Origin of the sequence: Vibrio profundi (assembly GCF_005281835.1) — a bacterium.
Classification (GTDB): domain Bacteria; phylum Pseudomonadota; class Gammaproteobacteria; order Enterobacterales; family Vibrionaceae; genus Vibrio; species Vibrio profundi.
In genome coordinates this window covers 793,198-807,872 of the sequence record NZ_RZIS01000002.1, presented here as the reverse complement: position 1 = coordinate 807,872, position 14,675 = coordinate 793,198, and the positions used below count along the sequence as shown (strand labels likewise).

Annotated in this window: 17 protein-coding genes; 4 read left to right on the top strand and 13 right to left on the bottom strand. The window is 45.6% G+C overall.

From position 1 onward, the window contains the following. Positions 1-94: 94 nt before the first annotated feature. Positions 95-1,132, bottom strand: a complete 1,038-nt coding sequence (locus tag ELZ11_RS08565; protein ID WP_137356957.1) for a phage major capsid protein, P2 family — start codon at positions 1,130-1,132, stop codon at positions 95-97. A 32-nt stretch (positions 1,133-1,164) separates the two neighbouring features. Next, a complete protein-coding gene (locus tag ELZ11_RS08560; RefSeq protein ID WP_021455676.1) occupies positions 1,165-1,980 on the bottom strand; it encodes a GPO family capsid scaffolding protein in 816 nt (271 codons plus the stop codon). Between the two features lie 134 nt (positions 1,981-2,114). Between ELZ11_RS08560 and ELZ11_RS08555 the strand changes: the two genes are divergently transcribed. The 3 genes from ELZ11_RS08555 to ELZ11_RS24080 all read left to right on the top strand — a co-directional run bounded on the left by ELZ11_RS08555 (position 2,115) and on the right by ELZ11_RS24080 (position 5,269). Further along, a complete protein-coding gene (locus tag ELZ11_RS08555; RefSeq protein ID WP_137356956.1) occupies positions 2,115-3,875 on the top strand; it encodes a terminase large subunit domain-containing protein in 1,761 nt (586 codons plus the stop codon). Positions 3,876-3,896: 21 nt separating this feature from the next. Beyond that, on the top strand, positions 3,897-4,865 hold the full coding sequence (locus ELZ11_RS08550; RefSeq protein ID WP_137356955.1) for a phage portal protein: 969 nt from the start codon (positions 3,897-3,899) through the stop codon (positions 4,863-4,865). A gap of 185 nt (positions 4,866-5,050) precedes the next feature. Further along, positions 5,051-5,269, top strand: coding sequence for an RING finger domain-containing protein (locus ELZ11_RS24080; protein ID WP_137356954.1), 219 nt, complete (start codon positions 5,051-5,053; stop codon positions 5,267-5,269). A 119-nt stretch (positions 5,270-5,388) separates the two neighbouring features. On the opposite strand, the gene ELZ11_RS08540 is transcribed toward ELZ11_RS24080, so the two are convergent. The 11 genes from ELZ11_RS08540 to ELZ11_RS08490 all read right to left on the bottom strand — a co-directional run bounded on the left by ELZ11_RS08540 (position 5,389) and on the right by ELZ11_RS08490 (position 13,491). Continuing rightward, a complete protein-coding gene (locus tag ELZ11_RS08540) occupies positions 5,389-5,895 on the bottom strand; it encodes a hypothetical protein (RefSeq protein WP_137356953.1) in 507 nt (168 codons plus the stop codon). Positions 5,896-5,897: 2 nt separating this feature from the next. Further along, positions 5,898-6,443: a lysozyme gene (locus tag ELZ11_RS08535; RefSeq protein WP_137356952.1), complete on the bottom strand. Its 546-nt coding sequence runs from the start codon at positions 6,441-6,443 to the stop codon at positions 5,898-5,900. After that, on the bottom strand, positions 6,440-6,682 hold the full coding sequence (locus tag ELZ11_RS08530; RefSeq protein WP_137356951.1) for a hypothetical protein: 243 nt from the start codon (positions 6,680-6,682) through the stop codon (positions 6,440-6,442). Before ELZ11_RS08530 ends, ELZ11_RS08535 begins: the two co-directional genes overlap by 4 nt. Before the next feature lie 151 nt (positions 6,683-6,833). Beyond that, positions 6,834-7,313: a hypothetical protein gene (locus ELZ11_RS08525; protein ID WP_137356950.1), complete on the bottom strand. Its 480-nt coding sequence runs from the start codon at positions 7,311-7,313 to the stop codon at positions 6,834-6,836. Then, positions 7,313-8,821 carry a hypothetical protein gene (locus ELZ11_RS23875; RefSeq protein WP_208746691.1) on the bottom strand — a complete coding sequence of 503 codons (1,509 nt, stop codon included), beginning with the start codon at positions 8,819-8,821 and terminating at the stop codon, positions 7,313-7,315. Before ELZ11_RS23875 ends, ELZ11_RS08525 begins: the two co-directional genes overlap by 1 nt. Then, a complete protein-coding gene (locus tag ELZ11_RS08515) occupies positions 8,818-9,348 on the bottom strand; it encodes a hypothetical protein (protein ID WP_137356949.1) in 531 nt (176 codons plus the stop codon). The genes ELZ11_RS23875 and ELZ11_RS08515 overlap by 4 nt, the downstream gene beginning before the upstream one ends. Further along, positions 9,330-10,373, bottom strand: coding sequence for a baseplate J/gp47 family protein (locus ELZ11_RS08510; RefSeq protein WP_137356948.1), 1,044 nt, complete (start codon positions 10,371-10,373; stop codon positions 9,330-9,332). The genes ELZ11_RS08515 and ELZ11_RS08510 overlap by 19 nt, the downstream gene beginning before the upstream one ends. Further along, positions 10,370-10,771, bottom strand: coding sequence for a phage GP46 family protein (locus ELZ11_RS08505; protein ID WP_137356947.1), 402 nt, complete (start codon positions 10,769-10,771; stop codon positions 10,370-10,372). Before ELZ11_RS08505 ends, ELZ11_RS08510 begins: the two co-directional genes overlap by 4 nt. Then, positions 10,768-11,373, bottom strand: a complete 606-nt coding sequence (locus ELZ11_RS08500) for a phage baseplate assembly protein domain-containing protein (RefSeq protein ID WP_137356946.1) — start codon at positions 11,371-11,373, stop codon at positions 10,768-10,770. The genes ELZ11_RS08505 and ELZ11_RS08500 overlap by 4 nt, the downstream gene beginning before the upstream one ends. After that, a complete protein-coding gene (locus ELZ11_RS08495; RefSeq protein ID WP_137356945.1) occupies positions 11,366-12,304 on the bottom strand; it encodes a phage tail protein in 939 nt (312 codons plus the stop codon). Before ELZ11_RS08495 ends, ELZ11_RS08500 begins: the two co-directional genes overlap by 8 nt. Then, on the bottom strand, positions 12,301-13,491 hold the full coding sequence (locus ELZ11_RS08490; RefSeq protein ID WP_137356944.1) for a DNA circularization N-terminal domain-containing protein: 1,191 nt from the start codon (positions 13,489-13,491) through the stop codon (positions 12,301-12,303). The genes ELZ11_RS08495 and ELZ11_RS08490 overlap by 4 nt, the downstream gene beginning before the upstream one ends. A 501-nt stretch (positions 13,492-13,992) precedes the next feature. Here ELZ11_RS08490 and ELZ11_RS08485 point away from each other — a divergent pair. Further along, positions 13,993-14,655 carry an extensin family protein gene (locus ELZ11_RS08485; protein WP_137356943.1) on the top strand — a complete coding sequence of 221 codons (663 nt, stop codon included), beginning with the start codon at positions 13,993-13,995 and terminating at the stop codon, positions 14,653-14,655. The last annotated feature ends 20 nt before the right edge of the window (positions 14,656-14,675 follow it).

The window sequence follows — 14,675 nt, the reverse complement described above, 5'->3', positions numbered from 1 at the left end:
AGAAATGCGGGCAGACAAACACTGAACTCTGCTTCTGCCAAGGCTTCACAGATTGAGTGTTAGAGCCCGCATTGAGGGGGTGGTCGTTTAAGGGCTATACCCAGTTTTCGCCAATCTTCAGTTTGACGCTCTTGAATTCCATCGCGGCTGCTTTGCCGATTTCTTCAATGACGTAAGCCATGTTCATCGACTCGAAGTTTTCGATCTGGTCTTTCTCGTCGTTCTTCTTACCCATTGAGCGACGAATCGAACCTTCCTGAATGTAGATAGACACGTTGTCGTAGCTGGTCACCATAATGCCGGTTGAAGGGAAACCCGGAACCTTCACCGCAGGCAGGCCGCCGTAGGTTCCAATGACCTGCACTTCCTGAATCTTGCTCTTCTCACTTGGTGTATTGCCATGCGCTTCGTAGAACTTCGCTTTGTCGTAAGCCAGCAAGTCAGAGCCGATAATCGCAATCAGGTTTGAATCGTTTTCGCACGCATCGTGAAGCAGGTTCTTGGTGTTGAGCACCGCTAAATCGAGATTAATGAAGTCACCACCTTCACCGATTCGGATCTCTCCGGAATTAGGCACAATTTCGGTGATGTAGCGCTCGGCGTTGTGGTCACGCATCGCCTGAAACCAACCTTTGTTGACGTCTTCGCCGTTTGGATTCGAGCTAGCATTCGTGTTCTTCTCTACGCGTTCACCGTACCAACCAATGGTGATTTTGTTAGCGTCAATCTGCTCACGCGTATGAGCTGAGATGATTGAGTTGAAGCGCTTGTCGTGCGCCCAGGCATCAAGTTTGTCGTAACGAATAGCGGTATCGAAGTTAGTCTGCTCACACATGTACGGCATCGCGCCCATACCTGAGTAGTCTTTCGGTACACGGCGACCTTCACCCGATGTGTCAGTGCGACTAGCAATCATGCCCGTTACACCCAGACCGATGGACTCGCCTTTCTGGTTCTTCACCGGAATGATGTTAATCTTCTTCAGGAACCAGTTGCTCTCTCGCATCTGGCCAATGATTTTCTGAGTGCCGTTCGGCGTGACGTTAAACTTCTGGGTCGCGTCATCCACTTCATTTTGCTCAGCGACTTTCTTCACGTAAGCATTGAGCTTGATTTGCGTTTGTTTCTGCATAGTTTTACCTGTTTCTCTTCGTCAGACTGGCGTTATAGGTACTGCTCTTCTTCGCTGTCCTGACCTGCTAGCTTGCGCGGTGTTTCGTCAGTGATTTGGCTAAGCGTTGTCGTCATCTCTGACATCTGAGTCGACAACTGCTCCACCTGACCTTTGAGTTCATCGAGCTGATTGCTTTCAGGCTCCTCTTGATCAACCTCTGGCTTTTTCTGCGCGGAAAGGCTTTCGACCAACAGGCCTAAGTTGGTACTGAGTACCTTGTTCTGCTCGATGCTTTGTTTGAGCAGCTCTTCAGTTTCTTTACTCATTTCGCTTTCTTCCTCTTGTTGCGAGAACTGCTCAGGAGACTTTTCACCGCTGAGCCAGCTTTTGAATTTCTGGAATAAGGAGGCATCACTTTCCGGTTCTTCTTGCGAAAGCGCTTGGGGTTCGATGGTAAACTTTGAAAGTACGTGAACCTTGCCATCGTCCTTGCTAGAGAGATGGATTTGAGTTGTACCCAGTGATGCGGGTTTGTCGGTCAGAGCCAGTCCGGTTAAATAGGCTTTCTCAGTGTTAGAAAACTTCTCAATGAACTCACAAGATGTATGAAGCAACTGGCCTTGTTCAGTCATGCGCAGCAAATGGGAGTTAGGTTTAATAACCGCGAACAGCTTGTCTTCTCGCTTCTCTACCGACAACACCGAACCGAATTTGTAGCTCCAGTCATAGTGCTCTTCATTAATGCGCGCGGTGTACACCTCTGGGTTGTAGGTCTCTGCGATTTCATCAATGATTTTCTGTTCAATAACGCGACCATCAACGGTTGTCCCTGCCTGCAAAATACAAATCGGCTCTGACTGAAACATGTCTAAACTCTCCTGAATTCGTTGATTTCAATCTAACGAAAGCCTTCCTCTTTTTGTATTCATCCTGATTCTAGATACCCGATATAGAACTCTCGCAAGCTGAGTAATGGCGGGCTCTGTAGCACTATGCTGGCATGGAGACGAATGCAGTAACCAATCTGAACCAGCCGCTATACACACCAGCGCAAACTCAAGCGTTTGGTCTGTTCTTACGCCAGCAAAAGCCGGCTGAAATCGCGGATAAAATCGGTGTTGCCACCCGAACGGTTCAGCAATGGGTATCAAAATTTGGCTGGAAGAAAATGCGGGATGATTTGCCCGTAGAGCTCATGCTGCGTCAGAGGATCACGTATCTGATGTGGGTTGACCAAAAACTTGAGTGTCAGGAACGCGAGCTGAAGATGCTACTCGATCAGCACTATAAACGTGTTGAAGCAGACAATAAGCGAAGCAGACCAGGCACATCCGTCGAAGGCAAAAGCCCTAGAGGTCGCAAATCTAACAAAGTTAAGAATGACGTTTCGCAGATCACCAAAGAGATGCTTGATGAATACCGCGAGCGTACTTTCTTTGAGTACCAGAAAGAGATACATGCTCACAAGCTCGATGATGACATCAACGAAACACGTTTCTATCTGAAGTCGCGCCAGATTGGTCTCACCTTCTACTTTGCGTATGAAGCCTTTGAAGATGCGGTACTGAATGGTGATAACCAAGTCTTTATCTCTGCGTCGAAAAAGCAGGCGTACATCTTTAAAAACTACATCCGTAAGTTTGCTCTGGAGATTGGTGAAGTCGACCTCAAAGGCAAAGATGACATCGAGTTAAGTAATGGCGCTAAGCTGGGCTTTATGTCGACCAACGTTTCCACTTCTCAGGGCTTCAACGGCCACATGTATTGGGATGAGGTGTTTTGGATACCTCGCTTCGCTGAGCTGGATGACTATGCAGGCGGCATGTCGATACAAGCGAAGTTCCGCACCACGTATATTTCGACACCTTCCACGATGGCTCATGAAGCTTATCCGAAATGGGAAGGCAAGAAAGAGCACAGTATCAATATCAGCCACACCGCGCTTAAGGACGGGGCGTTAGGTCCTGATTTTATCTTCAGGCAGATGATCACCGTTGATGACGCGATGAAGAAAGGCGCGACCTTCTTCAACATGGAGAAACTAAAGCGTAAATATCCAGTTAAGGAAATCTTCGACAACCTACTGCGATGCAAATTCTTGGATGACAGTGCTTCGTTCTTTTCACTAAAAGCTCTTCTCGCCTGCAAAGCGGATTCCTCTCTATGGAAAGAAGTTGATCACAACAAGCCACGCCCCGTCGGTGACGCGGAAGTGTTAGTCGGTTATGACCCAAGAGGTGGTGGTCAAGGAGAAGGCTCAGATGATGCGGGTTTAGTGGTCTCACTCAAGCCAAAAATGAAAGGCGGGGTTTTCCGCTTCATCGAGCGCTTAAGACTCAAAGGTTCGAGCTATGAGCAGCAAGCTGAAGCCATTCGCGGGATCACCGCAAAATATAATGTAGTGCACCTCGCCATCGATACCAGTGGCGTAGGTTCTGCCGTGGCTGAATTGGTTAGAAAGTTCTATCCGTCTTTGCTCGAGCTGAACTACTCACCAGAGGTAAAGCGGATGATGGCCTACAAAGCTCGTGAGATCATCGGCAACGGTCGACTGCAGTTTGATGCTGAATGGGATGACTTGGTGCATTCCTTCCTGATGATTCGCCAGCAGACCACCAACATCAGTAACCAGGTTACGTTTGTCTCTAACCGCAGCAAGATAGGGTCGCATGCTGACCTCGCCTGGGCTTCAATGCATGTTATGTGTTGGGAGCCAATTGATATTAACAATGACGACGATACCACCGTTGAAATCTTCTAAGCCAAAGAGCGGAGAAACGAAGTGATTGAGATTGAATTTTCTAACCCTGTCAGTGTAATGAACAGCGACATCCTAAGTTACCTTGAAATTGCTTTGGTTGATGGCTTGTATGAGCCACCTATTCCTTTCGACACCTTGGCCAAAGCACTGCGCGTTAACCCGATGCACTCGAGCGCGATAGAATTTAAACGCAATACCCTCGCTTATGCTGTGAACGTTTCGCCAGTATTATCCCGTCGCGACCTTAAGCGGTTTATCCAAGACTATCTCACCTTTGGCAACGGCTATTTTCAAATTGTTCGCTCACACGCGGGCAAAGGCCCTATCGTTCAGGTTAAACACATTCCCGCTTTGTATATGCGTCGCCGCGAGGACTTGGGTTATACCTACAAGCCAAAAACTTATGAGGATGATGGCAGAGTTGATTTTAAGGAGGGACAAATCTTCCATCTGTCTGAATACGACGTTGCTCAAGAGATCTATGGGTTACCCGGTCACGTAAGTGGGCTCACCTCCATCTGGCTTAATGACGATGCCACATTATTTCGCCGACAGTATTACCGCAACGGCCAACACGCGGGCTACCTGCTTTATATGAATGAACCTAGCATGACGAAAAAGCAGGAAGACGAAATTAAAACCAAGCTTCAGGCAAAAGAAGGCATGGCGTTTAAGAATATGTTTGTGAATGCGCGAGGCAAAGACACTAAGGCACCAGAACTTAAGCCGATTGGCCAAGTAGAAGCAAAGGATTCATTTAAGGAAGTGAAGAACCAAACTATGAATGATGTGCTGGCTCTCCATCGTGTCCCTATCGAGCTGATGAGCGTTCGCCGCGAGAGTATTACCTCTCTCGATCTCAATAAGGTTGATTGGCTATTTCATAAGAATGAATTGCTGCCGATGATTGATGCGCTGAAGGAACTGAATGAGTTTGTGCGATCAGAAATTCTTACCTCAGAAAACTATAAGCAAATTGAGTCTAACTAGACTAGTGGGCCTTATATCGCAACAATTATTGCTAAATCAGTCACATCATTTACAAAGGTTGTTCTTCAATCAAGATGGTTGCATATCATTTATTTCATAAAGATTTGTGATATGCACGAATACTCATATACACCAAATTAAATAATACTACCCAATCCTAACATAAACACAAAAAGGGATTAATTATGTGTGCGATATGTCTTGACGATCAACTGAACGCGAATAATGCAACATATATACTCTCATGTGGGCACGAGTTTCACAGAGCATGTATATCCGCATGGTTTTGGCAAAACTTTAACCCCAACGCTATATTCCCCCCTGTAAATCGAAATCAACGCACTTGTCCTATATGCAGACAAGTAATCGGAGATGGCCAAGCCTACCAAGCACTTCCTAATTAGAAGCGTCTATTCCACTTGCCTCAAATACTTCTTTCAAAGCATTTGAGGCCCCAACCTTACGATTCAGCGGATTTGTTCCCTACGTTTCACTATCAGGGTAATTAATGGGTTCTTTTTGTTCACAATTGTTTTTCTATCCAAGCTTGAAGCATCATTAATTGCTGTGCATTTTCAGCACACATTTGGATATTAACTACGTCTTCTGCTAGTACTTCGACGTCTCGTTCGTAACTTGTAGCGGTTTTGGTGACACCATCAGAGACGGTGGAGGGTTGCTGAATACCGATCGCTCGATTATGCGCTCGCACTGATTCGGCGCGGATGTGCATCCAGTCAGGATCATTAACAACACACTGCTTATCACTGTTCTTTTGAGCATACTTGATCACCTCTTTCTCTATTTCTCGAAACTCAATTCGAATATCAGGTTTTTGGCTAGCGAGTATTACAGCTAGCTGGAAAGCCTCGTCTTGCTTCCGTTCTACTTTGTCCCATAAGGCGTTTTGCGCTTTTAGGGTCTTAGCTTCTGTAGTCGTTACGCCGTAGTCATATGAAAGGTAAGCGACACTACCAAGAACGGCAGCAAAAGCAACGGCTTTAAACAGGGTTAGATACTTACTTAACATGGTTACTCTCCTTGCCAACCGTTTAGACAAACGTCTTGCTCTTTATTTCGGCGTTTAGGAATACCGGCACAGTTGCTTTTTTCTAGTCGGCAATCTTTACCATTCACAAACACCCACTGCGGATACTCATTACAAGCACCAGTGCGATCACCCCGGTTAAATTTTTTCAGCAACGTAGAGCGAGCGAAGTTACCTGCACCAAGGTTATAAACAAAGCTCACCATCATGTCGTACTCGCTTTGATTAGGCTGTTGGGTGATGTATTTGTTTACTACACGCTCAGCGGCGGCAATATCTTTAACGAAGAACTCAGCGGCTTGTTGTTCAGTGAGTACAGTATCTTCCGTTACGCCTTGGGTATGACCTAGCCCAGCTGTCCACACATCAGCACTGCATTGGTATGGCTTTAGTCTGCACCCTTCCTCATTGGCGACATGGCTTAGGCCGTTTTCACTGGTTGTTAGTTCTGAGTCAATAGTAAATACAATGGCAAGAACGGAAGTAACAGAGCACACCACCGCCTGTATTGCTTTGGTTTTTAGGCTCATACCGCGCCGTCCTGTTGCGAGTTCAGCTTGTCGAGCTTGGCTTGATTGAGTTTGGTGGCAACGGCATAGTGACGAATCGCCATGACGCCCGAAACAATGCCTACGAAGATTGCAATAAGCTGAGCAATATCATTCACACCAAAGCTGATTAGGGTTGCACTAACAGACGTTAGAATTTTCTTTAGCCCAGTAATGTCTAGCAAAGAAACCACTAATGCTTTTACCTCTGTTTGATTCATTGATTTTTCTCTCGTAACTAGTGATTAGTGCCCCACAAAACCAGTGTATCGAGCTGAGGTTTAAAGGGTACTTATGGCATTTCTAGTGCGGAGATATAGAAGTTTGGGAAGGCAGAAACAACAAACCCAGCGTCTAGGCTGGGTTTGGCGGTTAGTTAGTTGGTGGTGTTGGCCAAGGGTGCTCCGTCTGAACTTTCTCACGTTCTTGGACGGCTAAGTCCATTAAACGGTCGTATTCTGATTGCTCTCCCATGTGCTTTTTGATTTCGGCTTCTTCTAAATAAGGCCGAACTCGCCGTGTGTATTCTGATTGGCGAAATTGATCTACTTTTCGTTTCTCTTCTAAGTAATCGTCATTCGCATTTCTCACACGCCATGAGCCATTTTCGCTAACTAATGCATCGGTAACTTTGCAGACTAGAGCCTGCCATTTTTCATCTGAATTAACGATATGTTTCTGCCCTAACTCATCGATGGAAAACTCATCATTAGTTAACGTGTTCACATTAACAATATTTACCCCATCAAAGCGTAAATGGTGAAAAGGGATAGCCCCCTCCAGCTTTTTACCATGTTTTTGAGGCTCAGTTGTACGCCCCAAAATAAGATCGTTTTGAATAATTGCGTACATTACACCCTCACTATATCAATGGTGGACACTGATTTTTGCCAACCAACATGACCATTCACTGCAGGGTCAGTGTTAAAGCAGTATTGACCGTATTCTAAATGGTTATCCAATGACACTACATGCGCGCCACGATTAAAGGGCATCTGGCAGGAAATGGGGACGTTTTTATCGTAATAGTAACCAATAAGTCCTGCACTGGTTCCAAGGTGCATACGCTGCTTAACGGTTTTTTTTCCATCACAATAAGCGGTCAGATAGCCGTACCCCGTCGCCCCCGCAAGTGCCGCACCTAGCACCGCATCAATAGAAACATTGCAGGTAAAGCCTCGGGCATAATCATTGACCGTCTCAAGGCGCATGCATTCCACATTCTGAGCAGGCGCATTCAACATCACCGCCGCCGTGGTTTCTAAACGAGCAATGTTAATAGGCAACTCTGTCACATTGCGATAAGCCGTCACCACGCCGCTTTCAATCGCAGCAATCAGCACATTATCTAGCGTTGAATCAAACGCACTGTTCGTTTGCGGTTGACTGGTTGGGTTATAGGAAGCGCTGGCTAAATCTTCCAAATAGAACCCCGAGGACACGTTAAAGCGCAAATGGTACGTGTTACTTAAATCAATGGTGAATTGACGCTGCTCAAGAGCGTAGTCAGACGCTTTAATTCGATTCCATCCTCGCAACGCAATGACATTGCTTTCCGCTACCGTCAATGTTGTTCCTGATAAGGTTAATACGGCTTTGTTATCACTGGTTAATGTTTCAGGATAAATGGGCAGATGATTAAGCTTGTCCTCTAAGCTTTCGTTTATATTGGAAAGCGTGGCGACTCTTTCCCATGGTTGCCATTGTCCTGATATTTGATAACGAACAAATTTCTTAACCTTTGTTCCGACTGGTTCAATCGAAAACAGCACATCTTTTGCATTGCCATAGTGCGTAATATTACGGTCTAAGAAAAAATGATAGCCGTCCGTCAAACAGTCCGGATTGTGCGCAGGGCTATTGGTGAAATAGAAATGTCCTTCCCCAAAGTTTTTGTTTAGATCGTCACTCGGGTTTAAAATTGTTTTTCTTACGTATTTTGGTAAATGTAACTCAAGCAACTCAGTCTCAGTCACAAACTCACTATGTTTAAAAATGACTTGCCCAGCCTCGCCTGAAATCGCGGCTTTGAGTTTCACCATACCGCCAATTCCCTTCGGCAGTGCAACTTTCGGTGTTGAGCACTCGATCACGGATTGATTGCTGCTATCGAGCACATGAATTTGATGTAGGTACTCATCAAAGTGCTGCTCTATAGGCAGATTCAAGATAAAGGTTAAAACGCCATTTTCATCGTAGTAACTGGTTTCAATGGTGTTTTCATAAAATGAATACAGTGATTCACTTGGGGCGTTATGAGTTAACGCGCCAATGAGCCGATACTTGGTTACAGTATTTTTCAGCTCACTGTTTAAAATGTCTATCCCGTGCTGAGTCGGAATAGCTTGCAGTGTGCTCATTCGGTGTCTCCTATTTCAAGTTGCCAAGTAATGGCAGTGCGGCACAATATTTGAGTTTCAGCGTCTATTTCTAACTGTGAGCTCAACTCTGACTTTATCGTTAAGGCGGTGGTCTGTTCCAATTGGGTTTCGGCTTCCAGTGGGTAAAGCCAGTGAAACTCGGTATGAGGTAATCGGACATTTTCAAATGCGTTGATGGCTGCACCATTGTCATAGCTGAATAGGTCAATCAAAATCAGATTGGGCCTTTTCACATCGTCATACACCAATCCGTTTGAGCCCAACGTCCCAAGCAGACTTTGATAATCGCGAACCTTCCAACCAAACCCTTGCTCTTCAAACTCCGTTAATAGTGATAATTCAATATCGTCATGGGTTTTCTTAAAGTCTTTCGCTATACCGTTAATGGTATTGGTCAGCTCTGCGTTCTCGGTGTCTTGCCAGTATTCACCTTGAGGAAGTAACCCACGGTACGCATCTGCAAAATCACCTTCGCTGTATTCAATGATTAAGTCGGAGGTGTCCATGTGACGGCTCCTAGTACATGAATCTGGTTATTGTTGATAGCCACTTCACCTACGGGCGATTTGACAATAAAGTTATTGGTCACCGTTGAAATCACTAACACAATTTCGGTGTTGGTGATGGATTCAGGCTTTTTAGTTTCTGGGTCTATCTTGCCCATTTTCCCTTTTACAAAGTTTTCAAGGGCCGTGACCACATCATCACGAATCGCTAGGTCTTCAATACCTTGAATCTCTATAGTGAGCGGCGCTTTTTCTGGGAGATGAGCAAATGGATGACAACCAGCGAGTCGGTTAGTTTCAAAGGTCTCTTGAACAAGATTTACCACTTCACTGCTTAGCGTTGGGTCGTTTTCACGGGCGCCAATGTAGATCTCTACCATGCCGCGCTCTGGCGTGTTATCGAGTGCCCAAGCAAAATCAACATCAGAGTGAGCCGACACTGCCCACACTTCGTAATCTTCTGACTTGCCGATCAGCTCGTTCTTCTCGAATGCCACGATTACTCGCGCTCGCCAGTGCTCTAACTCTTCGATATCTGCACCACCTTCAATACCAAGCGATAAGATATTATTTGGGTCGATACCGCTTAGCCCTTCAGTGAGAGTGAGTTTGGCGCCATTTGGTAAATTGCTTGCTGTCCCTGATTCAAGTGCAATGACGTCTACAGGCACATTGCTGTATTGCTCTTTATTGGTTTCATACTCTTTATCACCGTAGATTAGGCGAGTACCTTTGGCGATCACTACAGTTCCACCTAGCTCAGTAAACTGCACTGTACCTTTTGCAAAAGTAGGCAGTAGTCGTGGTATATTGTGGCGATTTGCATGCAGGTATAGCCATGCTTCAGAGCAGGTTTCAGGGTGCAATTGTCTGAAAAGCAAATCTTGATAGCCATATTGCCCATAGCTGACGCCAGCAATGGCAGAGGCTATGGCTTTGGTGGCTGGATTACTTTGCCCTGTTTTTGCTGTCAGGTTGGCTTCAGCACGAGCGATTAAGCTCTCAAGGCTCACTTGTGTACTCATTTATTTACCTTCGACAGTGGAACATCAAATGTTGAGCCGTCCGTTAGGGTTATCATGACATTACGGCCCATTTGGTTTGGCTTCTCTCTCCAAACGGTCACTTCAATGGCTTTGGCGTGACCTTGCTGAGTTAACCAGACGAGAGCTTCTTCATAAAAGCGCTTAGCAAGCCTTAGGGTTTCGTCAGTCAATTTGGCTCGTTTGAGAGTCCAATCACGAGAGCCAACAAACTCTATCAGTTCATTGCTCCAAGTGCCGCCGCGTTCATTGTGGCCCATTCTGGCGCGGTCATTTTTGGTTGACTCAGCGTAGTTGTAGACGCTTTGCAGCACCGCATGAGTCATGCCTTCTTTGGAGTCCACCGAATCGGTAAGCGCGTTCAGTTTAAAATGGCTCATGCTTTGTTAGGTTCCCGTGTCGTTTTGATTGCGCTGTCGTCTTCATAATCGTGGTCGTGCGTCTCGACTTTAACGCCGCCGAACGTACCAGACTGACCACCGACAGAGCCTGCAACTTCTGCATTCTTCGCCACACTCAGGTTGCCGCCTATATCTACATCATTAGAAAACGTGGTTTTGTCAGCGATCACGTTCACCTGTGGCGCTTTGATAGAGACTTCATTCGCGGCTACCACATCGACCTTACCTTGGGTTGCGTAGACCTTAATTCCTTCCTCGGTTTGATGGATTAAGTTGCCCTTGTCATCGAGCATGGCGACCTCACCGGGCTTTAAGTCGATTTGGAAGCGCTCATCTTCAACATTGACGGTAATCCCACGTGCAGTCACACCGCCGATAAACAAGTTGTAAGCCTTGGCCTCTGGTAGTGGTCGGCTCATAAAGCCGTAGTTGTGGACGCGCTTAATTCGGTCATTAGTGCGGCCTGTTGCAGTTCTAATTTGCAGGATACCCGTAGTTGCACCTGTTACCGTGCCTGTTCCAATCACGTTCTTGATGCGAGCCATTAATCGCTGTTGTTGCTGACGTTGAGGACTAGACATGGCTTTGCTCCTTAAACGGCCTGACCAACTCCACGGAAGTGCTCGAGGAGCTTTCGGACACAGATAGGCCAATAGACTTAATCACCAGCATTTCGCTAAAGCTCTGCTCTTTGTCGATCACTCGAATTACTCGATTTAATCCATCAATCGCAAGCTGAGGAAAGATATCTGCGACAGATGTTGAAGCGGTCAGGCTTTCCGCTATCGCTAAGTTGCGTTCATATTTGGCTCGAGATAAACACGCCGCACTGCTTTGCAGTTGGTCACAGGTGATTACCAGTGTGCGCGAGCTATCAATGTTTGGGTTGGTAATTTGGGCGCTGGCATCATCCCACTGGCCCTGCACATCAATGGTATGAAACTGCTTATTGAAGGAGCGTTTTACCTTTAAGCTGTCTATGTTATTGCCTGTTTCAAAACCCACATTGTTAATCGTTGCATGCGCCGTGTTCTCTATAGTCAGCACACCGTTTCGCTCGATGAGCATGTAGCCTTGTTCGCGGATGAGCTGAGCAACATTTTCAACCGGAGACTCAGCATTAATCTGAAACTCTTCAATCTTTGGCATGCCTTTAACTAGGCTCTTTACACCTAGGCCAAATGGCTTAGCCAGTTTTCTAAGCAGCTCTTCAACATTGAGGTTGTAAAGCGCATCCATAGTGATGCGCGAGTCAATCATGTTGGCGCTCTTGGAACGTCCTACTATTGGCATAGTTAAAGCGCTTGCGCCTGTCACGTTTTCTGCTTCATCTATCTGACCGATTAAGATGGATTGGTCATTTAGAAAAAACTCTACCGACAACGGGCGATCAATGTTTATGGGTTCAATCGAGCAGTTGAAGGTGTGGGCCAATTGCTCTGTTGAGTAGTTCAAATTGGCTTGGTAGAAAGTATGCGGCTTTCCGTCAATGTACATCGTAAGTTGATTCATCGTGCATCCCTAACCGCGATATCACCACGGATAAATAAAGGATGCTGAAGTGCATTCATTTTGGTAATGATGTTCTCATAGGTGTACTCGTCATGGGCAATGGTCAGCGCTGATTTAAAATGAGGTGATTGCACTGTTCTGTGTGCTTTGGTTCCCTCTGCTACTTTGTCGTGCTGAGTCTGCACATTACTTTGCAAGGAAGTGAGTGCGTCATAGAGCTCTATGCTTTCTTGCGTAGAGACTTGAGTCGTTTCCTTGATGCGTTCATCAAGATTGACAATCAGAGTTGAGAGATCACTTTGAATAATCTCTGGTTGCTTTTGGGCTAGGGTGATCTCAAAGCTGTCATTGGCTTCTAGGTCAGTCACGTCTTTACTCATCTTCACCGCGCCCGTCACCATCTGTACATTGTGGTGTTTGGTTGGGCTGTCGGTTTTTACTTCGCCAAGCAGCAGAGCTTGAGCACTCCGTGAGTTATCGACAGCTTCACTCTCGGAAGCTGGCTCTGATTGAACACCTTCAGACACCGAATCGACAGCGCTAGAAAACAGATCAGCGAACTCGGCAGGGTTAGCGTTCAAACTGCTCACAGCTGAGAAGGCCTCATTTATCGCTAGGTTAATATCTTGCAACGAATCATCAGCTAGGTTCAGGCGGTTAGTAACATCAACCAACACAATAAGCGCACTGGTTGCGTTGTTTTGTACTTCGTTGATTTGAGAAACATCCAGCCCTTTCACCTCTTCAACAAATGATTGCTTAGACAGGCTTTCTACTATGTCAGCTTGTGCTTTGGTGCGTACTGTTCTCGGTGCAGTGATAGAAGTTGAAGTACCGGCACGGACAAACTTCAGGCTCAGTGTCACTACACCTTTCTTAGTGTTAATGCTTAGGGAATGCTCTTCGAACACTAACGCCAACTCACCTAACCAGGGATGTTCAAGTTCTCCTCTTGGTTGCTGGACCAGGCTTTCGATAAGTGCATTGGCGTCAGCTAGTGAGCTTGCACCTACGAATATAGATTCGATAGTAAATGTTCGGGCTTTAGTGCCCATGACTTTGATGTGCGGTAGGTCAGCGTATGGGATTTCTCTCACTTGCAGACGCTTACCACCATCAAAAGAGGTAGACAGGATGTTGAGCTTCAGCCCATTCCATCTAGCGTGCTCGTGTTGTCGTTCCCACATCAATAGCCTACCAATCGAAGAAGTTTGGAGTTTAAAGAGCAGAGATTATTTAGATGGTGAAAGTGTGGTTCCAGCCCTTATTCGGACTCACCCCTCCCCCCGCGCTAAAATTCCGCACTGTAATTTTGCGATCCTTAAAGTGATCGCGTTTCGGTAGGGTTAGTTAAGCACAGCTCCCGGTATATCTACACCGAGGGCTGTTTTAGATTGGGAATTTAGAGATCCTCGGAGATCGCTTTTGTTCGGTGGCGTTATTTTTTTTGATTAGAGCTTTTTGAAAGCATAGCGATAAAAGTTAAGAGCCAGCATTCCTGTCAACATACATAGTTTACAGCTGAGATATTCATCAAAACAATACCAAAACTTTCAAGTAAGTTTTTGTGCCTACCCACATATACTTGAATGCAAATTGTCGAATTTAGAATTTGTACTATTTTTTACAGGTAAAAAAGCAATTAGAAATCACATAGATATTGATGTTGGCTAGATTAGGAAAATAATATGAATTTACAGGTATTTTCTCATTTGGGAGGTGTCCCAGTACATTATGACAGGTATGATGAAAGTAGTGGGCTTGGTTATGGAAGCAGAGGGAAACCTTTTAAACCAAGAGCAACCAATCAAATGATCGCGCTACTTGACGCTTGTTTTACAGAGATTTTCGCTCAAACGCACAGCAAACTGGGTCTACCGCAAGTAATCGCCTCTGCTGGAGCATATGTCAGCAAACCAGGATTCCACGGCAAAGGTGAGGCATTCGACTTAGATGGAATTTTTTGGAAGAACACGTCCCTTATTGCGATTCAATATCCACAAAAACCTCACCTATATCTTGCTGTTGAATCAGTACTAAGGCAATACTTTGGAACAGTCCTATCCTATAGCTACAACACCGCACATAGAGATCACTTCCACATTGATCTAGGCTCAAAAGTTAAGTTTGAGAAAATGTCCAAATCAAGGGTCGAATATCTCCAAAACTCATTGTTCTACATTCATGGTTTTCAACTTGGTCGAGATGGTGTTTGGGGACCTGAAACGAAACTCGTAGTAAAAGAAGCCTTCAACGTACTAAATATTGAAGGAAGCCTTTTTTCTACTGAGGCATGGCTTTCGTATTTAAAAATAACAGCCGAGATAGGAATAGAGTTAGCTGATATTTAGTGTAAGCGTCAGAAGGACTA